At 54.7% G+C, this 25,864-nt stretch carries 28 protein-coding genes; 5 read left to right on the top strand and 23 right to left on the bottom strand.

The window, feature by feature from the left end; genetic code table 11:
* Nucleotides 1–17: 17 nt before the first annotated feature.
* Nucleotides 18–422, top strand: coding sequence for a hypothetical protein (locus tag ACIPIZ_RS20820; RefSeq protein ID WP_401167161.1), 405 nt, complete (start codon nucleotides 18–20; stop codon nucleotides 420–422).
* A 138-nt stretch (nucleotides 423–560) separates the two neighbouring features.
* Here ACIPIZ_RS20820 and lepB read toward each other — a convergent pair whose 3' ends face one another.
* The 3 genes from lepB to ACIPIZ_RS20805 form a co-directional block, all read right to left on the bottom strand.
* Nucleotides 561–1,349 (bottom strand): signal peptidase I, encoded by a 789-nt coding sequence (lepB, locus tag ACIPIZ_RS20815; protein WP_064389094.1) that lies wholly within the window; start codon nucleotides 1,347–1,349, stop codon nucleotides 561–563.
* 181 nt (nucleotides 1,350–1,530) lie between these two features.
* Nucleotides 1,531–1,893: a DUF6124 family protein gene (locus ACIPIZ_RS20810; protein WP_401167214.1), complete on the bottom strand. Its 363-nt coding sequence runs from the start codon at nucleotides 1,891–1,893 to the stop codon at nucleotides 1,531–1,533.
* Nucleotides 1,894–1,976: 83 nt separating this feature from the next.
* Entirely contained in the window at nucleotides 1,977–2,678 is a 702-nt protein-coding gene (locus ACIPIZ_RS20805) for a hypothetical protein (protein ID WP_224790852.1), read from the bottom strand.
* A gap of 977 nt (nucleotides 2,679–3,655) precedes the next feature.
* Between ACIPIZ_RS20805 and ACIPIZ_RS20800 the strand changes: the two genes are divergently transcribed.
* Entirely contained in the window at nucleotides 3,656–4,465 is an 810-nt protein-coding gene (locus ACIPIZ_RS20800; protein ID WP_401167158.1) for a hypothetical protein, read from the top strand.
* A 408-nt stretch (nucleotides 4,466–4,873) separates the two neighbouring features.
* Nucleotides 4,874–6,472 (top strand): hypothetical protein, encoded by a 1,599-nt coding sequence (locus tag ACIPIZ_RS20795; RefSeq protein WP_401167155.1) that lies wholly within the window; start codon nucleotides 4,874–4,876, stop codon nucleotides 6,470–6,472.
* Between the two features lie 75 nt (nucleotides 6,473–6,547).
* Here the strand turns inward: ACIPIZ_RS20795 and ACIPIZ_RS20790 are convergent, their stop codons facing one another.
* The 5 genes from ACIPIZ_RS20790 to ACIPIZ_RS20770 all read right to left on the bottom strand — a co-directional run bounded on the left by ACIPIZ_RS20790 (nucleotide 6,548) and on the right by ACIPIZ_RS20770 (nucleotide 9,541).
* On the bottom strand, nucleotides 6,548–7,294 hold the full coding sequence (locus ACIPIZ_RS20790; protein ID WP_401167152.1) for an HIRAN domain-containing protein: 747 nt from the start codon (nucleotides 7,292–7,294) through the stop codon (nucleotides 6,548–6,550).
* Entirely contained in the window at nucleotides 7,287–8,309 is a 1,023-nt protein-coding gene (locus ACIPIZ_RS20785; protein WP_401167149.1) for a hypothetical protein, read from the bottom strand. The genes ACIPIZ_RS20790 and ACIPIZ_RS20785 overlap by 8 nt, the downstream gene beginning before the upstream one ends.
* Before the next feature lie 418 nt (nucleotides 8,310–8,727).
* Nucleotides 8,728–8,976: a hypothetical protein gene (locus ACIPIZ_RS20780; protein ID WP_401167146.1), complete on the bottom strand. Its 249-nt coding sequence runs from the start codon at nucleotides 8,974–8,976 to the stop codon at nucleotides 8,728–8,730.
* Nucleotides 8,973–9,212: a hypothetical protein gene (locus tag ACIPIZ_RS20775; RefSeq protein ID WP_401167143.1), complete on the bottom strand. Its 240-nt coding sequence runs from the start codon at nucleotides 9,210–9,212 to the stop codon at nucleotides 8,973–8,975. Before ACIPIZ_RS20775 ends, ACIPIZ_RS20780 begins: the two co-directional genes overlap by 4 nt.
* A gap of 2 nt (nucleotides 9,213–9,214) precedes the next feature.
* On the bottom strand, nucleotides 9,215–9,541 hold the full coding sequence (locus tag ACIPIZ_RS20770) for a hypothetical protein (protein WP_401167141.1): 327 nt from the start codon (nucleotides 9,539–9,541) through the stop codon (nucleotides 9,215–9,217).
* A gap of 355 nt (nucleotides 9,542–9,896) precedes the next feature.
* Between ACIPIZ_RS20770 and ACIPIZ_RS20765 the strand changes: the two genes are divergently transcribed.
* Nucleotides 9,897–10,865 carry a fimbrial protein gene (locus ACIPIZ_RS20765; protein WP_401167138.1) on the top strand — a complete coding sequence of 323 codons (969 nt, stop codon included), beginning with the start codon at nucleotides 9,897–9,899 and terminating at the stop codon, nucleotides 10,863–10,865.
* Between the two features lie 15 nt (nucleotides 10,866–10,880).
* On the opposite strand, the gene ACIPIZ_RS20760 is transcribed toward ACIPIZ_RS20765, so the two are convergent.
* The 3 genes from ACIPIZ_RS20760 to ACIPIZ_RS20750 all read right to left on the bottom strand — a co-directional run bounded on the left by ACIPIZ_RS20760 (nucleotide 10,881) and on the right by ACIPIZ_RS20750 (nucleotide 13,094).
* The gene (locus ACIPIZ_RS20760; protein ID WP_401167136.1) at nucleotides 10,881–11,099 is read right to left on the bottom strand and encodes a hypothetical protein; all 219 of its coding nucleotides are present in this window, start codon (nucleotides 11,097–11,099) and stop codon (nucleotides 10,881–10,883) included.
* Between the two features lie 299 nt (nucleotides 11,100–11,398).
* Nucleotides 11,399–12,676, bottom strand: coding sequence for a translesion error-prone DNA polymerase V subunit UmuC (gene umuC / locus ACIPIZ_RS20755; protein WP_401167134.1), 1,278 nt, complete (start codon nucleotides 12,674–12,676; stop codon nucleotides 11,399–11,401).
* Nucleotides 12,669–13,094, bottom strand: coding sequence for a LexA family protein (locus ACIPIZ_RS20750; RefSeq protein WP_401167131.1), 426 nt, complete (start codon nucleotides 13,092–13,094; stop codon nucleotides 12,669–12,671). Before ACIPIZ_RS20750 ends, umuC begins: the two co-directional genes overlap by 8 nt.
* Nucleotides 13,095–13,189: 95 nt before the next feature.
* Here ACIPIZ_RS20750 and ACIPIZ_RS20745 point away from each other — a divergent pair, with 95 nt between their 5' ends.
* On the top strand, nucleotides 13,190–13,873 hold the full coding sequence (locus ACIPIZ_RS20745; RefSeq protein WP_401167130.1) for an SOS response-associated peptidase family protein: 684 nt from the start codon (nucleotides 13,190–13,192) through the stop codon (nucleotides 13,871–13,873).
* Nucleotides 13,874–14,474: 601 nt separating this feature from the next.
* On the opposite strand, the gene ACIPIZ_RS20740 is transcribed toward ACIPIZ_RS20745, so the two are convergent.
* The 12 genes from ACIPIZ_RS20740 to ACIPIZ_RS20685 all read right to left on the bottom strand — a co-directional run bounded on the left by ACIPIZ_RS20740 (nucleotide 14,475) and on the right by ACIPIZ_RS20685 (nucleotide 25,798).
* Nucleotides 14,475–15,269 (bottom strand): DNA adenine methylase, encoded by a 795-nt coding sequence (locus tag ACIPIZ_RS20740; protein WP_401167127.1) that lies wholly within the window; start codon nucleotides 15,267–15,269, stop codon nucleotides 14,475–14,477.
* A gap of 149 nt (nucleotides 15,270–15,418) precedes the next feature.
* Nucleotides 15,419–15,961: a lysis protein gene (locus ACIPIZ_RS20735; RefSeq protein ID WP_401167125.1), complete on the bottom strand. Its 543-nt coding sequence runs from the start codon at nucleotides 15,959–15,961 to the stop codon at nucleotides 15,419–15,421.
* Nucleotides 15,943–16,506 carry a glycoside hydrolase family 19 protein gene (locus tag ACIPIZ_RS20730; protein WP_401167123.1) on the bottom strand — a complete coding sequence of 188 codons (564 nt, stop codon included), beginning with the start codon at nucleotides 16,504–16,506 and terminating at the stop codon, nucleotides 15,943–15,945. The genes ACIPIZ_RS20735 and ACIPIZ_RS20730 overlap by 19 nt, the downstream gene beginning before the upstream one ends.
* Before the next feature lie 57 nt (nucleotides 16,507–16,563).
* Nucleotides 16,564–17,613, bottom strand: coding sequence for a phage late control D family protein (locus ACIPIZ_RS20725; RefSeq protein ID WP_401167120.1), 1,050 nt, complete (start codon nucleotides 17,611–17,613; stop codon nucleotides 16,564–16,566).
* 99 nt (nucleotides 17,614–17,712) lie between these two features.
* Nucleotides 17,713–17,919: a tail protein X gene (locus ACIPIZ_RS20720; RefSeq protein ID WP_401167118.1), complete on the bottom strand. Its 207-nt coding sequence runs from the start codon at nucleotides 17,917–17,919 to the stop codon at nucleotides 17,713–17,715.
* Complete coding sequence (locus ACIPIZ_RS20715) at nucleotides 17,894–18,739, bottom strand: phage tail protein (RefSeq protein ID WP_401167115.1); 846 nt, start codon at nucleotides 18,737–18,739, stop codon at nucleotides 17,894–17,896. The genes ACIPIZ_RS20720 and ACIPIZ_RS20715 overlap by 26 nt, the downstream gene beginning before the upstream one ends.
* Nucleotides 18,740–18,751: 12 nt before the next feature.
* The gene (locus ACIPIZ_RS20710) at nucleotides 18,752–21,457 is read right to left on the bottom strand and encodes a phage tail tape measure protein (RefSeq protein WP_401167112.1); all 2,706 of its coding nucleotides are present in this window, start codon (nucleotides 21,455–21,457) and stop codon (nucleotides 18,752–18,754) included.
* 145 nt (nucleotides 21,458–21,602) lie between these two features.
* Nucleotides 21,603–21,914 carry a phage tail assembly protein gene (locus ACIPIZ_RS20705; protein ID WP_401167110.1) on the bottom strand — a complete coding sequence of 104 codons (312 nt, stop codon included), beginning with the start codon at nucleotides 21,912–21,914 and terminating at the stop codon, nucleotides 21,603–21,605.
* An 11-nt stretch (nucleotides 21,915–21,925) separates the two neighbouring features.
* Nucleotides 21,926–22,429 carry a phage major tail tube protein gene (locus tag ACIPIZ_RS20700; protein WP_064391014.1) on the bottom strand — a complete coding sequence of 168 codons (504 nt, stop codon included), beginning with the start codon at nucleotides 22,427–22,429 and terminating at the stop codon, nucleotides 21,926–21,928.
* A gap of 12 nt (nucleotides 22,430–22,441) precedes the next feature.
* Complete coding sequence (locus tag ACIPIZ_RS20695; RefSeq protein ID WP_401167107.1) at nucleotides 22,442–23,608, bottom strand: phage tail sheath subtilisin-like domain-containing protein; 1,167 nt, start codon at nucleotides 23,606–23,608, stop codon at nucleotides 22,442–22,444.
* 103 nt (nucleotides 23,609–23,711) lie between these two features.
* The gene (locus ACIPIZ_RS20690; RefSeq protein ID WP_401167104.1) at nucleotides 23,712–24,254 is read right to left on the bottom strand and encodes a DUF4376 domain-containing protein; all 543 of its coding nucleotides are present in this window, start codon (nucleotides 24,252–24,254) and stop codon (nucleotides 23,712–23,714) included.
* Nucleotides 24,255–24,262: 8 nt separating this feature from the next.
* A complete protein-coding gene (locus ACIPIZ_RS20685; protein WP_401167101.1) occupies nucleotides 24,263–25,798 on the bottom strand; it encodes a phage tail protein in 1,536 nt (511 codons plus the stop codon).
* Nucleotides 25,799–25,864: the final 66 nt, after the last annotated feature.

Genomic DNA, 25,864 nt, shown 5'->3' with positions numbered 1-25,864 from the left:
TGAATGAAAGTCAGAAAATGGTAGAGCCGGCGCCGCGAACAATCGACCCAGCCAAACGTGAATGGGCATCAGCAACTGAACAGCAGCGATTCGACGTTCATTGGGCGCTGTCAGATGCGTTTGTCGACAATGAGGTCAACTACGCATTTATCGCGCGCGAAACCGAAGACTACGACCCACAAGAGATAAAGCGAATCCTCTACGAAGAGGTCGCACCTGTTTGCCATACGAATCTTGAAACCGTGATTCCAATGATCTGGTCTGCCTTCAACTCGGAGCAGTTGAAGGCAGACATAGCAGAGACTTTGAAAGCCCGGGAAAACAGCCGCTTTCGACGGCAGATAGACAAACTGCTGATACGTTGGCTGACGTTTCGATACAAATACATCTGGAAAGAGATCTCCAGGCATTATCGAAAGTGACCGACCCCATCGCTAGCCAATAGTTGACGACCGCCGCAGCCTCAAGGCCATACCAAAAACCGTTTTTGATGGACGCTTGGACTTGCGCTCAAGGACAGGTCACCAGCCACCGCAACTCGCCCTTCAGGATGGGACTCATCAGTGAAAGACTGTGCCAATCCTCGATCGATCTTCTGAAAACCAGATTCCGGTGACCTTACCGACAATGTCCTCAACGGCGACCTGCCCCATGAAGCGGCTGTCGTTGCTGCTATCGCGGTTATCGCCGAGCAAATACACGTGGTCTTTCTCGATCACCGTCTGCGGCGTTTGCTGATAACGAGGATCCTTCACGCGCTCTGGCGGCGCAAAGAACAACCCCATGTTTTCACCATTGCGAATGACCTTACCGTCAACGATCGACAAGGTATCGCCACCCACTGCGGCGACACGTTTGACCGCCTCCGTGCCGTTGTAGCGATAAACCACAATGTCGCCAACCTGCGGCGCGTCGATACGCATTTTGGTGACGATATAGTCCCCGATCGAGAGGGTCGGAACCATCGAGCCAGACGGAATGAAGTAAGTCTTGAACCCCAGAATCGGCCCTCTCAACGGCCCCAGCAGAACAAGCGAAACGATGATCAGCGTCACCACGTAAAACACATGGAAACGGGTGCTGGGACTGTCCACCGAACTGCCTTCTTTACGCGCCAACATCGCCGCCGCCGTGGCCGATCCCAGTTTGACCAGCACGACAAAAATGCCGAAGACATACAAACCGATTGGCGTCGTCGTTACTCCGCACACGCCAAGCAAAACCACACCGACATAGAGCAGCGCGGCAACCCGCACCGCCCATTTAACGCGACCGACATAAACCAGACCCCAGCCGGCCACCAGGCACGACATCACGAACGCTAGCAGCGGATTTTTACGAGTATTCATAAACTCTCATCGACGAGGTTGAAAGCAATCAGTGCTTCCGTGGGATTGCGGCGTTTTTAAACGCGGAGTGCGCGAAATGCTACTGAATGGCCATCATTCTGTCCATTTGGGTAAATGGGGTAACTCCCGCGCCTGACCCTCATGGCGACGGACTGACCGCCGTCGCCACAAAGGTCAGGATTTACGCCTTCAACTCGACGTTATCCAACGCCTGATTCACCGCCAACTCACCTAGCATCACCACCTGTGCAATGCCCAGCGCGGTTTTGCGGTGCGCAGGGTCGAGTGCTGCGGCGAAGTTGTTGAGCATTTCGGAGGCTGAACTCAGCGTCTCACTGGCATTGGCCAGCAGGGATTCCGAGTCGTACTTCGGGTTGGCGAGGTACATGCGCTCGGGCTCGTTGACGCTGGCCATGATGTGGTCGGCGGGAAGGAGGTAGTGATCGAGGGCGCGTTCGGCGGCTTCGTGGAGTTTTTTGGAGTTGAGGGATTGGTAGGGGGATGCGGGATCGCTTTCTGGTGGATTCGGGAACAATGGGGACAGATCTATTTATCGTCTAAAAATGAGCAAACAAATCTATCCCTTTCTACTGTTAGCGAGGCGTGTTAAACGCCAAAGTATCAAACTCAGAAAGATTCGACCGGTTTTTTGGTCTGCTCAACAAGCTTGTTCTCGTCAAGCTTCGGGAAAGAAAACTTGATCATGATGACCGATTCCTCACCCTCGCCCGTGACAATCAGGTCAGCCCCCCTGACATTCGCAGGCGCGGCTGCCATCAAACCAGAAACGCTAGGTGTCCCTTTGATCGAGGCGGCGCCCTCGATAAACGAATAGGTCAGATTATTGGCGTTTAGAGCGACACTTTCGTAGTTGGTGAGTTTAGCGGTGTACTCATCCTTGCTTTTAGCTTTAGCCGCCAGATCGACAAGATCCAGCATCGACTTGCCGTCAGCCAGTGCGACCAGACCGAACGACTTGGCCAGCGCACCGATAGCACGCCCGAACAGCTCGCGCTCATAGGGCGCGAACAGTGAAACCATAATCAGCTTGTCACTGCTGAACACCAGGCCAGCAGTGAATTTCTGATCAATGAAATCGACGTCATCAATACACCGAGCGGGCGCGCCCACCTCTTCCGAGCAATCATAGTAACCGCCAGCCTCGGTGTATTTCGTGATCGGCGTGTCGTAGCCGTAGCTCTTGAACAGATTTTCAGCTGCAACGGCACTCTGTATAGCGCCAACGAGGCCGCCCAGGCAAAGCACTAACGCATGGATTTTTTTCGACATGGATTCCGTTCCTGCAAGGATGTGGATATTGATAGCCACATGCTATCAATCCTCGATTGGATTTGTCTCGCTCAATCCAATGCAGGTTGAGCAAGCTCAGCAGGTCCAGAAGTAGGACGCTGTAAACCCACTCTGCCATTCCTGCCCCCAAGCCCCGTCCTCCCATTCCTGATAAACTCCCCAACCTCCCAGCCACACCGATTCCGTACCCCTAATGTCCCCTATTCCCGCCACACCCGCCCCACTCTCCCGCCGCTTTTCCGTCGCCCCGATGATGGATTGGACGAATAATCTTCAAAATTCCTTCAAATAAAGGCCCTCTCAGCACCTCAAAAATCTCTGTACCAGTTACGTACCATTAAGATTTTTCTTGTTGAAAATTCCGCTTTTTGCTCTAGTCCCTGTAGCAATTTCTAAGCAGTCAATTTCAGCTCCAATCCGAACACTATCGACACTGTCAAAACTACTCCCGTTGTGACGACGATGCACCGATCGCCCCGCGCTTCCCTGCCTGATGAATTAGTCTCCAGACTAGCGCTTCTCTGCATTTTTGAGCATGCAGCGGGCACTGCGGTAGGTCACTGCCAGTACTATGCTTCTTCTTTTTCGAAAGGAGTCGATGCTGTGTTAAACAAGTATTCGTAATCGGTTGTGCTGGAAAGGATGTACCAGAATGAGCTCGGGCTGGAGGCCGCCGTGATGGAGCTGATGCTTCATGCTGAACAGCAAGGTTCCACCGAAGTTGGAGACAACCTGCGGGGCGCGTTGTGGGCGAGTGGCGAGAACGCAGGAAACATCAAACAGGACTTAGCTAGGCTGAGGGGGAAGAGTGCGGGCTAAATCCGTATCAATGCAGCCCACTCATGGTCATTTATGAACGTAACTATGCCAATAGCGGTCGCTCTCCACCCGCTTAATCGTGTTGTTGGCGAGGCCAATTGCCATTAATCTCGAATAACCGCCACCTGCCTTACGCACTTGGGGATCGGACGGGCACATTTAACAAGGGAAGGAACATGGCGATTTCAAATTTTACAAAATATCAGCTTGATCTCGACAAGCTGTTAGATGAGGCGAAACAAGTTCAGCAAGCCTTCCTTCACCAGGCGTACGGCCAAGAGTACTACCAGAGCCTCCTCGACAGTTTGGAGGGTGACAAGAAAAAAACCGAAGCGATCATTGCCAAGATAAGGCCCTTCAGAACAGCTTACCAACAGTGGTATTCAGAAGCCTTACCGCTTGTGAAGCAGTTGCTTCCTGATCGACTCTCGGATTTTGTGCGACTTTATGAAAAGCCAAAAACACGCAAAGCAATTGATTTCGAGAGCTATCGAATTGAAGATGCTTGTCAGGGATTGCAGACCAAGCAGTACGGAGAAGTTAAGGCCAGCATGAAGTCTGCTACGTCATTGTTGGAGCAGCAGATTGCCATCGTAGGAGCCATTAAGCGGCGTTTCGAAAGCTCACTTTTCGACGTTAAGCAGTTGGTCCAAGCGGACCTGTTCGACTCCGAACTTGATACTGCTAGGGGACTACTCAAAGCTGGGTTCGCCCGCGCTTCAGGAGCAATCGCAGGTGTTGTGCTTGAAGGCCACTTGAAGCAGGTATGTGACAATCGCAGCATCCCTAAGAAATCTGGCACGATCGCAGTTCTCAATGACGCTTTAAAAGCTGCTAACGTCATCGAGCTCTCTCAGCATCGTCACATCCAGTTCCTTGGCGACATCCGCAACAAATGCGGACACAAGAACACCACAGACCCTACGACTGAAGAGGTCAACGACCTCATTAGTGGCGTTGATAAAGTCATCAAGACTATCTTCTGAGTGACGGGCCGCAGCCGGACCCTAACCCCACTTTCACGCACGGTTCGGCGCGGCATGTAAACGCGTTGACGCATCCGAATAGCCGTTTCTGGCCGATGGCTGCCACTCAGGAATGACCCATTCGGCCAAATGCGGATCTTGGGAAACGACCGCCACCGGCCAAAAAGGCTACCTCCCGTACATTGATGAAGCCTCAGGAGGGGAAAGTCATTCTGATTGTCTCCTCCAAACCCATCGTCAGTCTTGACGCTTATCTAGGGGCGGTATATAGCAGCGATTGCGCTGTCGTCCATCATCGAGCGTACGACTAGTTGGGAACCGTGCTACCTAAAAAGAAGGTACCACCTTTACCCACACATCATCATAAAGGCATAATGCCATCTTCATTCTACATATGGAGATGTAAAAATGCTTGTTTATGCAAATAGATTCGAATTTGAACCCGAAGAAGGTGTTGAACAATTAATTAAAATCATCGCGAGTTGGACAGGACGGAAAGCCAGAGGATATGTAGATCCTGCGAGGTTAATTCGAGGAATAAGCAGCCTAACTATAAAGGAATTCGCTATTAGCTCCTGGTCAACAATTGGCGCAGATGAGCAGGCTACGTTTCCCTTCCTATTTAGCTTCCGGCTTGTGCATCAAGACGAGATCATTAAAGGCCGCCAGTGGATAACAGAGGTTGGCGTACGCCAAGATGAATACGGAGGTGTCGTTGATTGTTCAGTTTTGCTGAAAACTGATGAGGTTAGTGCAAAGGTAACTGCACCTATAAAAGTTACTAGACCCAAACTTGTTGCCGAGCTAGTTGAGAAGTGCAGGCCTATCAATGGCACGCCTGGGCTATTTATAAAAAACCTCACGGAAGAAACCGCTGATGCCTTTCTACAGGAAATAGAAAAAACCTCCCGTAAAAATGCCATTATTCTAATAAGCTCTAAAGAAGGTGTCTTTTTTACTGATCCCGAAATATTGAGACGCCAAGTACTCGGACTAGCTCAAGTAGTGGTTATTCCATCCCACGTTGACACATTCAAGCTCGAAGAGATTGTGGGTCGAAGATTTACAGCTTTCGCCGGTGCTACAAAGGTGATTTTTCCTGGCCGAACCACTACACATGGAGTGTTTTGCGAAACAGCCATCTTCATGCCGGATAATTTCCCCGAAAAAAGTAGAGAAGCAATAACAATTGAGTCAGAGATTTTAGCTGCTATTACTCACAGAAGTAACGTCCCTCTTTCTAGAAAGCATGTTTCGATCGAAGCGGTACGCTTCGAGGTTTTGAGGTCTAAGCTAGGACACGCTGCAGCACAAGCTAAAAGCACAGACAGTTCAGAAGAAATCAAGTACTTCGCTGACTTGCTTGACGAGGCTGATAGAGAACTAGATGCGAAGGGCCAAGAAATTGAAATATTGAACCAACAACTGGAAGAAATGGAATCAGAATCAAGAAAATCTCAGGCAACCATCGACGCATTAAAGCATCAGATATCCGGCCGCCAATCAAATGAATTTGATGAAGATGAACTAGGTGAGGTGTTTTTTGATATCAGAAACACGTTATCAGCTTTAAAAGCCGGATGTGCGAAGCTTGAAGATGCTCTGAGGCTTGTTAGCGTTTTATATTCAGACAGACTAGTTGTTCTTGATACGGCCTTTTCGTCAGCCGCAGAATCCGACAAAGCCGGATTTAATCATACTTCCAAAGCTTATGAGTTACTTACTCGCCTAGTCACAGCATATTGGCAATCTATGGCTGATGGACAGGGAGACCAACAAGCGAAGAATGTATTCGGATCTTCGTTTACTGCGAACGAGGCAGGCATGAGTAACGAAGGAAAAAAACGTCGAATATTCAACTATAGAGGCCATGATATATTGATGGAGAGACATCTTAAACATGGAGTTAAAAATTCTTTGGCGGAGACATTAAGGGTTCATTTTGACTGGGTAGCAAAAGATAACAAAATTGTAATAGGCCACTGCGGAAAGCATCTGGATTTTTAAAGTTTCGCTGCTCCTTCTTTTAGTCCTTCGCGTCAATTAACGCGAAGGAACTTTTAAATTGAAAAAAGTAGCGTATTAGCACGAAGGCGCTAACAATTGATACTTATCGGACTGAAATGGTAGAAACCCATCTGGCCATGGAGTAACAGATTCGCAAAACACTCGGTATTGTTCAGGAGCACTGAAGTTAACCTTTAGGACAGGGACTTGCGTGACTAAGTTATTATCATCCACTCCTAGCAGACGATTGACTCTAATTAAATCTTCATTTAAGTAGCGGGGATAATATCCGAGCCGGTGACCAGATACTGGATTAATAATAGCGATTGCGTTAGAGTCTGCTCGATTTTTGTCTTCAATCACACACGATAGCAAATCTCGAGAATCCAAGGTGATTAAATCTCGCTTCGCCGCATCAGAAATATAAGCAACACCGCTAATAAAAAACTTTAATCTATATTCGTTGCTTAGCGATTTTTTAGGAATTTTTACGATCCTGAAGTTATCTGTCTTTTTAGAGCCGCCAGACGCACTTAGAATATCTAGCGGATCATTAGCACCAGGCATCATATCTAACCATGAAAGCATGGTGTAATATTCGGGGCGCCGTTCAGGAATGATACGGTTTTGGAAAAAAGGGAACAGCTCATGAGAAACATATTCTTTTTCCAGAATACTCATGCGTGGAAAAGGAATGAAGTTTTTGTGGAGAGCTCCGTGTGTATACGAAAAAATATAAACACCATGTAACTCTGTCAGTTTGGCAACTGGCTCCCACATCGTTGTTTCAGGGTCTTGCCAAATGACGAATACACTATTCATATGTCTTAATCTGCCGCTTTCTAAATGATGAGTCCAAGTTATCCTTGAAAAAAGGTATAAGTTTCATCATATTCGATTTATTGCAAACAAGCATTTCAAGGGCAAATTTTTTAGATACATTGCTCATTATTTCCACAGGCACTGGCGCGATAATATCCTGCATTTTCTCAGCGGTCAATCCATCGAGCTGTTCTAGCCAACTCAGCGCAGCTCTCGGATTAAGTATTCCGAAATACTCAAATGCTTTAAAAGTTTTAAGCCTTTTTTCCTTCAGGTAAAAATAAGACCTCGCCCTTTGCACATAGGTTCCGACCTGCTGGCCCTTATCAATTGAAGTGAGTCTATTTAATTTCGTTTCGTCCGATTCGTTCCTTCCTAGACCAGCTGCATGATCGAAAGAGGGAGCAAGATGAAATCTTCCTTTTCCCGTTACGATCAAGCCCCAGTTTTCGCTATGTCGGTCTTGATTTGATAGAAGGGAGTCGAGCATCAAATAGCCCGTAAAAAAATCAGCTGCAGTTTTGATATTAGGACGACTATTAAAACCCAAAGGCTTGTTTCTAATTATTCTTCTGAGAATAATATAAACATGCATGATGTTTTGTTTTTCAGTTTTTTTTGCGTTTTCGATATTTACCGGAGCGCTGTAATTTTTAAGAATTTCATTGCCGGTAACAAGATACGCATTATCGCTTGTAATAAAATTTCTTGTAATAACACCTCGCGTTTCGTTGTCGTACGCTAACTCATAGTCCGCGCAGGGGATTAGTAACGACTTCGCAATTTCGCAAGATACTTTCTCCGACCAATCTTCACCGTCACGCGAAACTGTATTGTTTTTAGAGTCATGAGTCTCTATGGATTTAAAAAGATAATCATTGCCGGAGCTATCAGAGCACCAATATTTGGCTTTTGTTCCCAGCGGCTCAAACTCTTCATGCTTGAAGTTAGAAATATCCAATATTTCGTATTGCATAGCTCGCCCCGAACCATATCGATAGTTGACTTCTTTCAAGTACGGCTAGTGATCTAACGAATAGTTATGATCAAGATCGTATTGGACCACCCCTAAAAGCTGCGTATAAATGGTTTCACTGATTCTAGCATGCACCATGCTCTAAACACAGGAGCTGCGATATGTAAGCACAGAATGGAATTATCTGACATCAACCGCGGATGCTCTTAATAAGATTGGCGAGTTGCTCAGTATCTTTAAAAATGGAGGATACCCTCGTTTTCAGAGACAAGACTGCTGAAAACAATGGCTTCAACCTTCGCAGTGATCCACGCTACGCACCGTGAAGTCCACCTGTAGCCGAAAAACGGCCATTTGCGAATGGCCAATTGTTGGCAGATTTCTGCATGCGACGAAGGGCCGCTTTTGGCCGAAAGCAGACACTCGCATATGGTGCTTCGGCTCACTCTAAAAATCTTTACAACTCCACGCTGAATCCGCTCAAGCCCACGCCTTCGGCAAAACGTCCTACGGCGGTCAAACTGGCCCAGGTGCGCAGCCGCTCACGCCGCGAGCGCACCGGCACCCAGCGCGCCCCGCTACCGCCCAGGCGAATCGACAGGCCCCAGTCGGGGCCACCCTCGATTCTGGCCACCAGGCAGTCACGCACGGCGTGTTGCTCGACCAGGGCGCGCAACACCTCTTCGTGAATGCCTTCGCCGATCACTGTGCGTGCTCCAGCCGCCGCGCCGTGGCCGCCGCCTCGAAGGTCTTGTACAAGCCTTCGATACTCGCCGCGTTCAGTACCTTGACCGTCTCCAGGCCCAGCACGAAACCTTCGGCGCGATCACTGGCGCGAAACAGATCGTCCGCCGTGTGCGCCAGCTCGATTTGGTGCAGCAGTTTCAGGGTTTGCACCTCCACCGCGTTCGGCAGGTGCAGTGCCGCCAATGTATCGGCCATGTTCACTCCCATTTCCAAACATTGGCATTGGCCGACGGCTCAGGCGTCAGCTCGAATTGCCCGATATTGATCAGCAGCCAACCGCCGCCGGGCTCATTAAAGCCATCGATCAATTGCCCTTGCAGCATGTGCCCATCAGGCAAAATTACCCGCAGCAGGTTGGCCGCCTTGGGTCCTTGTAAATACTGCTGCAGTTCAATACGGGCGCTTCCAGTGCCGGCATCGGTCAAGCGCACGGGACATTCGAGCGTGGTCCGCTCGATCGGGTCCTGCCCCAGATAACGGGCGATCACCACAACGGTGGCCAGGCCCTCATAAACTTCAGACATGCACGGGTGTTCCCTGTTCGAGTAAAAGGCGATGCCGGCATCGACCAGACAGTCAGGCAATGGTAGACCAGAGCCGGGGGGACTGGTTTCCGTGTGGCCAAAAAAAGGCCCCCACGCCTGGGCCAGGTGTGGGGGCCGATTGAACATAGGCTGGAACTCAACGTACCCATCTTCGAAGCCACTATCGGTCAATGCTTGGCCGCCGCGCTCATTGCTTCGTCAAGCACAGCGTTCGAAGCAATCGATCCGTAGATGTAGGAGCTATGACTCCCGGGGATCAACCGCGCAAAATGCCATACTAAATGCAGGAAATTAAGAAACGTCCTATATCGGTGGGTTCTTAGCGTCTACTAGTATGCTGCAGATGAAAAATACAAATTCGACACTTAAAACCGTGATCTTGGCGCTGTCACTCTATTCTCAAGGTGCGTTTGCAAAATGCACCATGTATTCAAATTCAATCCAAACTCAAACAGTTAATGTTGGCGCAAACTTGGCTTCTGCTTTGAATATTCCTCGAGACACACCGAACGGCACTGTCATTTATGAAGAGACTGGAGCGACATATCAAAAGTTCGAATTCAGTTGTGATTCTCAAGTAGGCATGGGGATTAAATTAAATCCATCATTAGGCGTAGTGCCCGAAGGCAGCACTATATTCCCTCTAGGTAATACAGGGCTCTCATTTCGCCTGCGCGGCGTAGTAAATGAAAGTTACTATAAATCTGTCCGCCCTATGCCTAGTGGACCTTGGTATCTCTTAGGCGATACTGTGCGATTTGAAATTATAAAAACAGGCGAGCTGTCGCCTCAATCTATTGTACCAGCAGGTTATTTGGGGCAACAAATAGCAGATGAACTGGTGGCTATGAACCTATACTTAACAAAACCGATTATAGTGAATGCCTCCGCTTGCCAAACCCCAGCAGTGTCCGTTCAAATGGGCGATGATTATCGTCTTGACGAGTTTGGCAACGCGGGAGATACACCAAGGCCGATAAAGTTCAATATTGCCCTTAACGAGTGTCAGAGCGGGATTAAAAAAGTCACTTATTCCTTGAAAGCCACGTCTCAAATAATTGACCAGCAGCAGGGGGTTGTGGCACTGAATTCCGACTCAACAGCGAAAGGAATCGGATTAAAACTGATGAACGAATCAGGTCAACCCCTCGCATTGGGAACCACCTATCCCTTTACTAGTTTCAACTCAACGAGCACTGACTTCAAAATACCCCTCTCCGCGGCTTACTACCGCCTGCCTGACAGCAAACTTGAAGCCGGCACCGCAAACGCTTCCGTAACGTTCGTTGTGAATTACCTATAGCCCGCATCGATTGAACTAAGCCAGACGCAATCGCAAAATCGCTTCTGCAATCGCTTTTGCGTTTGTATCCAAGGTTTCTATCGCCACGGTCGCGTTCACTGCTGCCGTCTCATCGCCATTCTTTGAAAGCCATTTTGTGACCTCCTCTATGGCTGCCCCTAGCGCGTGCTGGTTGTGCAGGAGCAATGTCAGCGCATCTGCAGTGGCAATATTCGAATCTGAGTTGTTTGGCATAGCAGCCTTCCCTGGAGTTCGGTTCGCATAAGCCTAGTTCATCGAATTGCTGGCGGTGGTGAGTCACCCATTCGGCGGCCGCCATTTCCGCACCAAAATAGCGCGCCAGTCCCATCTCAGTCCCATATGGCCATTTTTCGCATGCCAAAAACCACAAACCCCCGACTTTCTCTAGGAAAATCAGGGGCTTGCGTTTACTGAATGTGGCGGTGAAGGAGAGATTCGAACACTCACTACATGTACGCAATGGTAAACAATAATGCACGTATTCGGTAGACTGCCGCCAAAGCGGCCGCTCATTATCGACAGTGTACTGTCCACAATTGGTCCAAGCGCGTTGTATAGCTTTGACTCATCATCTCCCGTCGCATGCCCCAATCTGGATTGATAGGCACACTCGCGGCCCGGAGCGTGCCCCTCCCCCATCGCCCATTGATCTCATCCAGCACTGCCATCACCCTGGTCGCCTCAGTGGGCTGCGAAATCGCGAAAAGATCGTCCGTATACTCACCCGGCTGACACAGGTTCAATAGCATGACTTCCGCTTTGCTGTAACTGAAACCAGGACGGAACACGCGATCAAGAGCATCGACGGCCGCCGTGGTCAGTAGCCGAACGTCATCCGTAGGGTAAGGTAAATCCACCACTACACCATTCGCATATTTAGCTTCTTCGGGATTGAACATTCCGGTGCGGATACTGACCCGGATCTTCTTGCACAGCGACTTTTGCGCTCGGAGCTTTTCCGATGCCCGCATCATGTAGGTTGCCACTGCTTCCTTAATCGGCGGCAGCTCCTTCAGCCTTTTGCCGAACATCCGGCTGCAGCAGATCTCCTGCTTGGGAGGATCCGGCTCATCCAGCTCCAGACACGATGTGCCAGCCAATTCTCGGGCAGTTTTTTCGATCACTACACTGAAGTTTTTTCGCAGTGTCCACGGGTCTGCCTTGGCCAGATCCATGGCGGTCTTGATCCCCATGCCGTCGAGGTGCACTTTCATGCGGCGTCCTACTCCCCAAACCTCCGCTACGTCAGTGTTACGCAGCACCCAGTCGCGCTTGATTGGGTCGCAGATGTTCACGACTCCACCGGTTTGTCCCTGCAGGCGTTTGGCGGTGTAGTTGGCCAGCTTGGCCAAGGTCTTGGTGTGCGCGATACCGACACCAACAGGTATACCCGTGCAGCGCAGTACCTGGCTGCGGATCTTGCGGCCGAGGCTGTCCAAGTCATTGATGCCGGTGAGGTCGGCGAAGGCTTCGTCAATGCTGTAAACCTCAACCGCCGGTACCATCGACTCAATCAGGGTCATGACGCGTTCACTCATGTCGCCGTACAACGCGTAGTTCGAGGAGAACGGGACGATGCCGTGCTGCTTGAGCTTGTTTTTGATCTGAAAGTACGGCTCGCCCATTTTAACGTAGGGCTTGGCATCGTAGCTGCGGGCGATGACGCAGCCGTCGTTGTTCGAAAGCACCACGATGGGCACCTTGGCAAGGTCGGGTCGAAACACGCGTTCGCAACTGGCGTAGAAGCTGTTGCAATCGATTAGGCCGAACACCGGCATTACTTTAGACATGGCTGCGCACGCTGCCGATGATTACACCCCAGATGGCTAGCTCATCCCCTTCCAGCACATAGCGTGGTGGATACTTGGGGTTCTCCGACAAAAGGATCACATCCTTTCCGCGGATGCATAGTCGTTTGCACAGCGGATCGTTGTTCAGCAGCGCCACGACGATGTGACCATGGGCCGGCTCCAGCGAACGATCGACGACCGCCAGGTCCCCGTCAAAGATGCCCGCACCCTGCATGCTTTCCCCGGTAATTTTCACCAGGTAGACATGCGGGGCGCGAATGTTCAGCACCTCATCCAAGGAGATGTGTGCCTCAATGTGATCCGCTGCGGGCGAAGGAAACCCAGCCGGTACTTGGAACAGACATAGAGGCAGTTCCCGGCCGACTTCTGCAATACGGCCTAAAATTGAATAGCTCATGACGCACGACTTCCGACACTGTACGAATGTACAGTTAACTTTCAGAAGCGCTTGCGGTCAATTTTTGTAGGAGATATCTGATAGGCGGGCGAGCTATGTGCGGACGACTTTCACAATACGACGGCATACACGACTTTGTGGCGGCGCTGAGCATGCCCAACGCGCTAGTCAATCACACCGGCGACCAACCCTTCGAGCGCTACAACGCAGCTCCCACCACCCAGCTGGCGATTTTCCATCAGGAAGGTCAGTACCTGAACGCCGACATGGTTCGTTGGGGATGGCGTCCACACTGGGCGAAGGATCGCGCCGCGCCGATCAACGCTCGGGTAGAGAAAGTCGCACATGGCCCTTTCTTCCGGGCAATCTGGCCGCACCGGGCGATCATTGCGATTAACAATTGGTTTGAATGGGTGGATGAAGGTGGACCCAAGAAGCAGCCCTACTTGATTCGCCGGCGAGACCGGGCGCCGATCCTCTGCGCCGCGATTGGGCAGTATCCCATTGCAGAACATCCATCTGGCGAACACGACGGCTTTGTAATCATTACCGCCGACAGTGCTGGGGGCATGGTGGATATTCACGACCGACGTCCAGTAACGCTTTCGCCTGAATTCGCTAAGGAATGGTTAGACCCGGCCACGCCTAAGGACCGTGCCGAGCTCCTGGTGTTACAACAAGGCGAACCCACAGAAGCTTTCGAATGGTTCAAGGTCGACCGAGCCATTGGCAATGTCCGCAATCAAGGGAGGGACTTGCTAACCCCTAAAGAGAACTAGTGCTTAATACTTGATTTTCGAGCGATGGCGATGAATCAAAACACCTTTTATTTCTTTATTTCTTTATTTCGTCATTTCGTCATTTCGCTAATTCGCTAATTCGTTAATTCGTTAATTCGTTAATACGCTAATTCGTCAATCCACTACTAAATACATATCCTTCCGATATCCTTCCGATATCCTTCCGATATCCTTTGGTTACTCAGATTTGCAAAAGCCCTAGTGCAAACCTGAAGATATCTCGTCCCTATACACCCATTGCCCTAGTCCCCTGCCCCATATACACCCTTAGCCCTAGGACAAAGTAGGTGACGCGGGCGCATACACACTCAGCCCTACAACAACTTCCCCGAAGGGGACTGCGACAGCAGACGAAATTAATTTCAATCAACCATTGACGAATACCGCAATAAGCAACTAGCTTAAAAACAGTTCGACCTACCTCCTTTCCGCTACCGCGCCAATAAGCGCGGCATGTTTCTTTGCGAGAATAAAAATGAATGTGCTGATTCTTCTGATGGCGACTGTCGAGTTTCTTATCAAACTCACCGAGCTGTTGCAGCTTTGGGGCATCGGATGTCCTGGGTTCGCACAATGGTGATCAGAACAATCCGCCCAACGCTACCGGCTCCCAATTCATGATCACCAGCTCGCCACTGATTTCGGCCTTCCCCTGCCGCTGGTTGGTAGTGGTGTAGCGAATGTCCAGTGTCTCGAAGTGGAAGCCCTTGAACACACGGCGGATGTCCGGATGATCATTGATGCTGACCATCACCTTGCCTTTGCAGCGGCGCATGAAGTCGGCCATCCGTTCGTAGTTCTCGAACGGAAAGTCCACGCCGTACCCGGCGGTCTGCCAGTAAGGGGGATCCATGTAATGGAAGGTATGGGCGCGGTCGTAACGTTCAGCGCATTCAAGCCAAGGAAGGTTTTCGACGTAGGTGCCGGACAGGCGCTGCCAAGCGGCCGAGAGGTTTTCCTCGATCCGCAGCAGGTTGATGGCCGGGGCAGTCGTCGCCGTGCCGAACGTCTGACCGGAGACCTTGCCGGCAAAGGCATGGTGCTGCAGATAGAAGAATCGGGCGGCGCGCTGGATGTCGGTGAGAGTTTCGGGGCGGGTCATTTTCTGCCATTCGAACACTTGCCGCGAGCTGAGCGCCCATTTGAATTGGCGCACAAATTCTTCAAGGTGGTTCTGCACGACGCGGTAAAGCGTGACCAGGTCGCCGTTGATGTCGTTCAGGACTTCGACCGGCGATGGCTGGGGCTTCATGAAGTAGAGCGCGGCACCGCCGGCAAAGACTTCAACGTAGCATTCGTGTGGCGGAAAAAGCGGAATGAGGCGGTCGGCCAGGCGGCGTTTGCCGCCCATCCAAGGGATGATGGGTGTAGACATTGAGAGCAAGACCTTTACTGTATGGATAAACAGGTGCTAGGCTCGCCGCGCTTTGTGCACGGAGCAAGAGCCTTGGCTGGACTTGCAGGGACATTCTGCAGGGACGGCGGTCGATCCGGATGTTGACGCATCTGGACCGGCCGCTCTTTTCACTTCGGTGTCGAGACTTCTTTGGCGTATGCCTGACAGGCCGCGAGGGCAATCAGCCCCCGGTCGCCGTCATCGGTGACGCCGATAATTCGTTGAGCATGCGCTGGGTCAAGTTCGGCTCTTGTGGGGCCATGAACCACGCCGCCGGTGGCGGTGGTGGCTGGCACCGATCCATTACCGGCGCCAGTGGTGGCGTCGAGTAGGACTGACAAGCGCAGATCAGCAGTGGCAAGGCGGTCGCGCAGGCGACCTTGATCACGTTGGACATCACTCAAGGCTCGATAATGGATCTGTTCACTGGTTGCCAGGCGCTGCTCGAGCGCGAGGCGCTTGTCTTGTTCGGCACGCTGCTGAGCGACCGAAGCAAGGGTTATCTGATTGAGCGTTTCGGTGTGGAGTCGGGCCTGCTCTGCGAGCTGTTTGCCGTAGCGCCAATCCTGGACTCGCCAAGTAATGGCAGCGGAACCACCGACCAAGACGACCAGCAGCACTCCTTTTGCCAGCAGCCGATACGGGGCCGGGATCAGTTCGCCGAGGCGCATAGCACCGCCCTCGCCCGCCCCCACAACTCCAGCCGATCCTGCAGGCCATTGAGGCCGCCGTTGATCCTGCGGGTGATCGTGTTGAATTCATTTTGATCGGCCAGCGCATTCAGCCCATTCACAGACCAAAACCATGCGGCCGACTCGGCGGCCCACTGCGGCAGCTCCAGCAGTTCAGGCGTACGCAGCAATCGCTCGTTACCGAACAGCGCCAAGCTGCAGCGCAGGTAGTTGTCGTGGCCAGTGACCTGGATCAGGCCGCGACCGCGATAGCGCTGGCCATCACCATCCGCTGCTGGCGTGTTGCCCAGTTTCGCAGCCAGGCTGCCCGTGTCGTATTTGCTCAGGTACTGGTCGCCGCCCAGTTCCCGGACGTACTGCAGCTGACCTGATTCGTGACCGACTTGCGCCAGGAACGCGGCTTGGCGTTTCGGCGTGTTGATCTGTCGATGGGCCATGGCTGCGTTGAGGGCAGATACAAAAACGCCCGCTTGGCGGCGGGCGTTGGGCATGATGCTTTGCAGCTGTTGTTCAGTGATGGACATACAAACTCCAGACATGAAAAAGCCGCTCAAGGCGGCGGATGATTGAGACTGATGGCGTTATGCGAGGTTGACGATTTTGACCGGCTTGGCCGGCTTTTTCCCTTTCTTGCCCTTGGCGTTGGCCTTGCCCTTCTTGCCGCCGTTACATTCAACGGTGGTCGACCAGCCGGATTGGGTGTACGTCTGCTGCACCGACTCGGCAAGAAACTCGCCATCAAGCCCAACCTTGAAGCCCTGGGCGATGATCAGGCATTCCGCAAACAGATCAGTACGCCCTTCCATTTCGAGGCGCACGCCGGCGGTGGAGCGGTTGAAGGCCGCCAAACGCGCCCGTGCCGCTGCCTGGGCGGCGGTCTTGTTCGGGTAGATATGCCGATCGGTATGCACCGCCGGCAGCCCGGCCGGGGCGTCGTCGTTTTCCAGCGACACCACAGCCAGCTCACCGGTCTTTTTGTCTTGATGCTTGGCCCCGACCGCCTTGTGCGAATCGCGATCCTCAAAGTTGAACTGCCAGCGGCTGACGTCACTTTTTTTGATCAAGATCGGCGGCAGCACCTTACCGCTTGCGCTCTGCCCGCCCTGACGCGGCATGACCAACAACTTGCCGTCGGCGACCTTCGCCGTGCAGTCGTATTGCTTAGCCAGGCGCGTGACAAAATTGAAGTCGGATTCGTTGAGCTGATCGGCCCGCGCGACCTTCGTGCCCACCGGACACGCCGGCGACCAGCCGTTGCGCGCGGCGATATCGCCAACGATCGTCGACAGCGGCACGTCTTCCCAACTGCCGCTGCGCACGGTCTTGCCACTGCCACGCATGTCGCTGGCCTTGCCCTTGATCACGATCGTATCGGGCGGGCCGGACACCACGACCCCGTCGACCACATAGCGGCCTAGCCGGACCAGCGACGTCTCCTGATAGCCCAGATAGATTTCGATGCCCACGCCTTTGCGCGGCAACGTGACCAACCCATCCCGATCGTCAATGCGCAGTTCGAATTCGTCGGACTCCATGCCCGTCTTGTCGGTGACGCTCAATTGAATCAGCCGATCATTCAACAGGGCCGTGATGTCGGTCCCGTCGACCACAATACGAAAGCGCGGCGTCATGAATTTTTCCCAAAAAAAAGCCCCGCACAGGACGGGGCAAACAACCACAGAGCGTTACGCGTAACGCGAGGATCCGCCGGTGAGGACTCCGGACGGGGGTCAATTCCACAAGGTAATCGCCTCGGTCACCGGCTGCGGCAGATCCGGCAACACGATCACCACACCAGCGCGGTAGGGCTGCTCTTCATCGGCCAGCCCCTGATTGGCATCAAGCACCGCCTCGACACAGCCATCCAGATGCCCGTAATAGTTGTGACAGATGGTATCGAGCAGATCCCCGTCAGACGTCCTGCATGTCGTCGCCATAGCGCACAAACTCCAAGGTAAAGGCCTGCTTGCGCGGGATACCGCCCTGCATCAGCGCGCTTTGTTCTTCATCGACGTTTTCAAGGCACCACGTTCCCAGCACGTCGCCATAACCGGTGGTCAGGGTCAGCGGCTGAAGCTTTCCGCCGATCGCGCGCAGGGTGTCGAGCTGCTTTAACCCGCCTTTTAGCCCCGGCAGGATCACACCCTTGAGGGTGATTTTCTCGTCACCAATTCCCACACCCTGCTGCGCCGGACGCCGCGAGAGGCGCTCTTGCGAGGCCCAGCGGAATTTGCTCGACCGCCGCAGCTCGTCAAACGCCGCTGTGTCCAGGTTGAAGAAATACGGCTGCGCCTTGGGGTCTTGCGGCTGGATGATCAGCAGGTGCGGGAACGGCTTCACCGCTTCCGGCGCCGGCGTCTGATCCGTGGCAAAGGTGCCCGTGGGCACGATGTTGGCCAATGCCGGACTGATCTTGCCGGCGATCTTGTTGATGGCCGTGGCGGCCTTGCCGGCCTGTTCCTTCAGCACGCCCAAACGTTCCTCCACCTGGGCGACCGCGCGGGTGGCCGTGCCGTACATGGCCACCACCCGCCCGACTTGCGCCTGCGCGGCGTTGATACCGCGCATCGCCCGCTGAAGCTTTTCTCCGATCGCCGACCCGACAAAGGGCAGGCTTTCCAACTCGGACGCGGCGCCGGTGATTTCGCCGATCGCGCCATTCACCGGTGACAGCATTCCGTCCAGACTGCGGCGGCCGGTTTCGCCTGCCGTGGCCAAGTACTTCAGCCCCGATTGCAACTGCCCCAATGCTTCCATGTGCCCCCCTTATCAAACGTGTGGCGTGTCATAGAGCTGATTGCCCCCCATCTGCTTGGCCATGTCGCGATAGTGCTGATCGAGCATTGGCTTGATCTGCGCGAAAAGCTGATTGCCATCCTTCACGTCGCCGTTGACCACCAGCGAAAACGGCGCCTGAATCGCCACGTTGGACTCGACTTTTGGCGCCGCCGGCGCCGCTGCCATCGGCTTGACCAATGCCCCCGCCGCCGCGTCTGCGCTGGCCGGTGGCATCATCATGTCTTTGGCGGCCATGCCGATCTGCGGCGGCTCAGGATCTTCCAGTCCGGAGCGAATCACCTTTGGTCGACGCAGCTCGGAACCCGGGAAGCGCACCTTGTTGGCAAAGTGCGGCAACAGCATGGCGTCCTTCGAATTTAGGTCGCGCGGGTCATACGACACCGGCGGCGCCTCCGGAACGGCCGGGGCCATCGTCGCGCCGACATCCAGCCCCTTGCCGGGATTGGTCAGCATCAGAGGGCCAGTGGTTGCCGGCGCGAACGCCTTGGCCGTAGCACCCAACGAGGTGTCGCCCAGCTTCGGCGCCATGTCTTTGCCGGCATTGGCCATCATCAACGGCCCGGCATCCGGGATTTTCTTCAGCGCGTCTTCAGTGCCGAACATCGATTTGCCGACGTACCCGCCCAAGGCATCGCCGCCGTAACTGCCAATCAAGCCACCGATCAGCCCCCCGATCGCCGTGCCGATCACCGGCATAATCATCGTGCCGAGGGCTGCCCCCGCTGCTGCACCAGAGAGCGAACCGGCCAACCCACCGGCAGCCGCACCATAACCCTCGGCCTTTTCGTCCTGCGTTTCGGCGCTCATGTAGGTGTCATAGGCCTTGAAACCGGCATCGGCCACCGCCACTACGGCCGTGCCCTTCACGACGTTGCCGACCCCGCGTGCCATCTCGACACCGCCACCAACACCCTTTCCACCAACACCCTTGCGACCGACCTTCTTGCCCTTCTTGCCCTTCCTGTCTTTTTTATCCTCGCCGCCATCCACGTCGCCGATGTCCAGCCCGTCACCCAGGCCACCACCGGCGCCCATGTTGGTCACGATCACCTTTTGCGGAATGTTCGGATTGCCCATCAGCGAGCCACGGCCGATGTTCATCAGCCCCTTAGCCATCTTGAGAGCGCTCATCGCCGTCGACAGACCAATCAAGCCAGCAGTGGCCAGACCGATACCCGTCACCAGTCGCGGCGATTCGTCGGCCAACTTGGCCAACTTGCCCGCCACAGAGCCGATACCCTCCGTCACGGCATCCGTCACCGGACGCATGGCGTCGCCGATCGCGCGCATCGAGTCGTCGAGGCTCTGCACCATTTCCGACTGTTTTTGCGCCGACGACTGCCGACGCTCTTCCAGGTTCTTATCCAGAATCCCGGTCGCGCTGGCCGACTCCTTTTTCAGGCTGTCGTACAGATCCTTGTTCTGCATGTACGCAGTCAAGGCGCCCTTGACCTGCATATCGGCGAACAGGTCGCCCGTTCGCAACGCCGATTCCAACGAGGCGATCATGGCCTTGGCTTTCTCGGGATCAGACTCCTTGCTGATCGCAGCCGTGGCCTTGGCCATCTCGGCGGCCTTCTTGGGGTCGGTCGCCTCAATGTATTTTTGGGCCAGTGCAAAGCTGGATTCCAGAGTGGACTTGCCATTCTGCAGCCCGGTGTTCATCGAGCCTTGATAGTCGATGCCGGCTTTCTGGTACGCCTTGACGGTGTCGCCTGAGCCGATTTTCTCCATCCAGTTCTTGAGGTTGTTGGCCGCCTCGTCCGAGCCGCCGGCAGTCTTCATCTGCACTTGCAGCATCGACCCCAGTTGCGTCACCGAGTCCATGCCGGTAATGCCCAGCTTGCCCATGCCTGCGAGCAGTTCCGGGAACCAGCGCGCCATGTCGGCCGCCTCAAAGCTACCCGCCTGCCCTTGATAGGCGATCGCTTCCAGTGCCTTTTGCATCATCGCCGGGTCGGTGATCTTGGCGTTCTGCCCCAAGGCGTTGATCATCCGCGCGGTTTCAGTACCGTCCGAACCCTGACCCACGGCGAACTTGGCCGCCGTCGGCGCATAAGCCATTGCCTTGTCCAGCTCCATGCCGGCGCCCACCAGGGCGTTGACCACCTCGGCCACCTGATTGCGCGCCATGCCGGTATCGCGCGACGTATCGATCACGGTTTTGGACAGCGTCGCCTCTTCTGGCGTGTTGGCAATGTTGGCCTTGATCGCGATGTCACGAATGATCGCGCCATAGTCCGCGCTGATCTTGGCCGGAATCACCATCGCAGCCGAGGCGGCGGTGGCTTGCCCGATGCTGCTTTTCATCTGCTGCTTGCCGGCATCGAGCTGCGTGTGCCCCTTGGCCTTCAGCTCGGCCCCGCGCGCCGTCCTGCCCATCTGAGTGTAAGCCTTGCCCAGATTGCGGACTTCGACGCCTTCCTTCTTCAGCGCGGCGAGGTTGGCTTCCAGCTTCTTGCGCAGGGCGTCGGCACCCTTCTCACCCGCCAAATGCGCCTTTCGCCACTCATCGCGCAGGCGCATGGTGTCGCCAATGGTCTTTTCAAGAACCCGGGCGCGCTTGCCGGTTTCCTCCAATTTCTTGATGCGGCCGGTGACGTCCTTGAACGCCGCTCCCACCGTGGAACTGACCGCCCCGCCAATGACCAGCCCGAGCGCAAGTTTATTGCTCATGTGCGTGCCCTTTCTTGCTCAGTCGAAAGCGGCTCAATCCCTGAGCCACCACAGCATCCGGTCAAAGGGCATGGCCTCGATCTCGGCGGCAGAGAAACCCGTCTCTCTCGCCAAGGTCTTGGCCGCCACCCGTTGGGTCTCGGCGTTAAAGCTCATCCTCTTCGACCAAGCGAAAATAGCCGGCCTGCAGGCGGTTGTAGTTGCGCGTAGTCAGTGCCGCAATCTCGTCCGGCAGCGCCTGCAACAGACTGCAAAACATATTGATTTCGAGCTGTTCATAGTCGCCTTTCGCGCCCGCCGAAGCAGCGCGCTGATCGCGCACGGTCGGGGCGCGCATGGTCAACTTGTCGACCTTGATGCCGCCGAACTCGGCGGCCCCCTTCAGGGTGATGACCACGCCGTCGTCACTGACGACCAACCAGGAAGGATCTTTCTTTTCCGCGTTTACTTGAGTCATTTTCTAATTCCTTACATGCCCAGGGCCGAACGTTCGGCAGCCAGTTGGTCAACGCCATCCACCACAAAAATCATGGCGAGCGGGTCAACTTCGAACATCACGCGCCCGTCGATTTCGAGCTTGTAATAGGTGATCTTCACGCCGTGCTTGATTTCACCCACGGTCGACGGCTTCCAGTCGCCCATGTCCACCTCTTTCACACCGCCGCGCATGGTGACGATCACCGGCGTCACGCGGCCTTTCAGATCTGCGAAGGCGCCACGGAACACCAGATTGGCGGCGGTCTGATCAGCCAGACCGAAGAACTTCAGCGCCTCGCGGCGCACGCCGTTGGTGGTAAAGGCCGACTCGATTTTTTCCAGACCTACCGCGAACTCGATCGGGGCGAACATGCCGCCGCCTTGGTAGTCCTCGACTTTTTGGGTCAGCTTGGGCAGCGTCAGGGTCGGCACGTCGCCGGAGAAACTGACGCCGTCGACAAACAGGTTCATGTTCTTCAGAACTTGAGGAATCATTGATAAGCCCCCTTAGGCTTCAAGCACTTCGGTCAGCCACTCGTTCGTGACCTCGATCATAAAATTCGGGTTTTCCGCCGGCGGCACGTCGGTGAAACGGATGCGCCAATACACTTTGCCCTGCTCGATCTGGCTGGCCGTGTTCAGCTCGGTGTCCGCGTAGACCTCAAAGTTGATGATCGCGCCGGCGTTCTTCTGGTCGCGCATGAACGCTTGCAGGCCTTCGGTCACGTCCTTGACGTAGGTCTTGGTGATCGAGCGGTCGACCGCCCACTTGTGCCCGGCCTGAATCGCATCCATCAGGATGTCGCAGGTACGCACGCGGGTGACGAACGCCCATTTCGAATCGCTCGACAGCGTGCGGTTGCCCCACAGGCGATAACCGCCGTCGCGAATGATCGTGGTGATATTGGCGTTGTTGAGCAGGTTGGCCCGGCAAGTGGCGTCGCCGTCCAGGTACTCGACCGGGCGCGAGGTGCCGGTGATGCCGACAAACTCCTTGTTCGACGGCGAGGCCCAATAGCCGTAAGTCTCGTCAGTCCAGGCGAACAGCCCCGCGACCCACGCCGAACCCGGCGCGTCGATCGTCGCACTGGTGACCGTGTCCCAGAACTGCACACCTGGATCCACCAGATACAGGCGCTTGCTGCCGAAGTTCTCGGCGTACTCAATCACCGCTTCGTCGGTCGTGTTCGGCCCGTCGATGATCGCGATAGCGCGCAGCTTGCCGGCCAATGCATCCATGGCCGTCGCGATCGCTTGGGTTGCCGAATGCTTCGGGGCGATCAGCAACTTGGGTTGCGCGTTGTGCTTGCTCTTGCCATCGAGCAGCGCTTGCAGGCCGGTACGCTGACCCGAGGCCAGCACGCCGCCGATGATCGCCGAGATTTGCAGCGCGGCGTCTTCCAGCTTGGGCACGCCGATGGCGACGATCACCGCCTTGGTGCGCACATAGATCGCCTGACAGGCCTTGGTGATAGCCGAGTCAGCACCGAAGGCGGCGATCGCCTCGCGCTCGGTCGTGATCAGCATCAGCTCGCCGGCCTTGGCCGTGCCGCCGCCGAGAACGCCGGGGGTGAAGGTGTCGCACAGACCAATGATCGAGGACGACGGCAGCGAGATAGTGCGCGCACCGGTATCAATCAGCGTGGTCGTGACGCCGTGAAAAAAACCACTCATAAGGGTCAATCTCCAGAAACGAAAAAGCCCCGCATAAGCGAGGCTGTGAGGGTGTTCGTGTTACGCGTAACGGAAAAGAAAACGCCCCGTCAGTGCGGGGCGTCTATTGCAGCTCGGCAGGATCTGGCGGCGAGGAATCCGGCCAGCCCTGCGACAGCATGTCGTCGTGAAACTCACCGGCCTCGATCGCGCGCAACAGCGTCAGCTCACGGTCAAAACAGGCTTGGACGTGCGCCCGCACCGCCTTGGCAATGGCGATGATCTGAGCCGAGCCGATCTCGACAAAGCCCGTCACCGTCTTGAAGTTGCAGCGATATTCGGGATCGAGGACGGCGGACAACCCAGTACTGGAAACCAGCCCCTGACTTTCGCGCGTCGTCTCGATTTGCAGGCCGTCGACGGTGACGCCAGTCGCCTCACGCTTGTAGCGCTCGACAGCGACTAACTGCGCATAGTCCGGCACCGGCGCCGGGCGCTCGCCCTTAACCACCTTCCCGCCGACCAGACGCCAAATGCCGTCAGTTTCTTGAGTGATCCGAAGAAAAAGGCTGTCATCAACCTTGATAGCTGACGCGGGGATCTGATGGACGCCATCAATCAGACACGTCCGCAACGTCAAATCTTCGTTAAATACTGCGTACTTCATGGCTCACCTCAGTAACCGATGCAGATCCAGGAGAAGGCATCAGGATAAGTCGCAGCAGCGTTGCGGTACTTAAACCCCGTGGCCACCAAGTAGTTATTGTGAAAGGACAGAGTCGCCTCGTTTTGCCCAAACACCAGCGCACACGGAGCATTCGGAAACTGGATTGGAAAGGACACCAAAGCGTCAGCCGCGTTGACGGTGTTATTGCCCCACTGGATGATCAAGCCGCCGAGCCACGACGGGAACACAATGTAGCCATTAATGGCCTTCTGGATTTGAAACCCCCAGCGCATTTTTTTCGGGGTCACGATCGTGGCGTCATCGGTGCCCGCGTCGGCCTGCGTTTGCGTGGCGATCTTGGCCGTACCGAGCTTGATTTCGGTGGCCTGCGTCGCCAAAGCCTCAAGCGCGGCAATGTCGATATTTCCCTGATTGATCGGCGCGTTCCAGGCCTTAAGGCACCAGATGACAGCCAAGTTGCGTGGGCGCACAGTTCGCCAATATGCCGTGCCAAACGAACCGGATTGCATCCCTGTCGAGGTATAGTTGATATCCGCCGCGAAGCCCGGCGCAGGATCAGCATCAATCTGCGAAACGTTGGCAATTCCTTGAATCGTAGGGCCAACACCGTCGTCACCTTGAATCTTAGTGCCGACTTGATAGCTGCCAACCGCACGTCCAGCATCAACCCCGCGACCATGATCCCAGCCCCGCAGGAACTCCGCGCGGGATTCCGGCAAGCGGAAATTGCCGGCACCTTCGTCACCCTTGTTGAAAGCCGTGCCGAGAAACGTCGCCAGATCGGGATAGACGGCAATGCTTTTGACACTGCCGTCGAGTTCCAAAAACCCGGGCGGAATCTTGTCTACCGGAAACCATACGCCAGTGCCCACGGGCAACGCCGAGGCCTGAGCAATCATCGCCTCGATCTCGGTCTTGGTGTAAGTGTCCTTGATGCCCATGCCAGCGAGCGTTTCCGGGTTGTCGCCGAAAACAAAAACCCCGCGATCGTTGACTTTGACGCGCGTGTACTGGCCCGGCGCCTTGTTCTTCGGTAACACCTCCAGAATGGCCACGTCGACGTAGGCCCGCGAAGCCAGCACGATCGCCGGGTCAATCTTGAGCTGAATGTTGCCGGTACTGGTGACGATGAAATTCATGCGCACAATCTGCGTGCGGCCCGAACCCTGCGACAGCAACGGCTTGAAACTCGGTGCGCAGTTGGCCACCGCCACCAGATCCCCGTCCGCGTCGTACAGGCCGATTTCGCGGATCCACTTACCACCCTCGTCGGCCGGGATAATCTGCTCGGCGATGATCACGGCCGGGTTAACCGGATCGATCTTCAGTTGGTTAAGCGGCTTGCGGCGCCACTCATTGATCAGTTTGGTTTGTTTAACGCTCGGGATCGGGTCGGTGCCATTGGCATCACCCACGCCCATTTCCGTGAGCTTCCAGGCAATGCCGAGCGCGTCGGCGTTCGCCTGCTTGGCCATCCCCACGTCCGTGAGGATGGCGAAAAACTGCGAATTCGCATCAATCATAATAAACGTCCAGGGTGTCTATGGTGTGTTCGCGACCGACCACGCCGAAGCTGCCGGTGACCTCGA

It is taken from the genome of Pseudomonas sp. NPDC087690 (assembly GCF_044743175.1).
Lineage (GTDB): Bacteria > Pseudomonadota > Gammaproteobacteria > Pseudomonadales > Pseudomonadaceae > Aquipseudomonas.
This window is presented reverse-complemented; position numbering and strand designations above follow the sequence as displayed.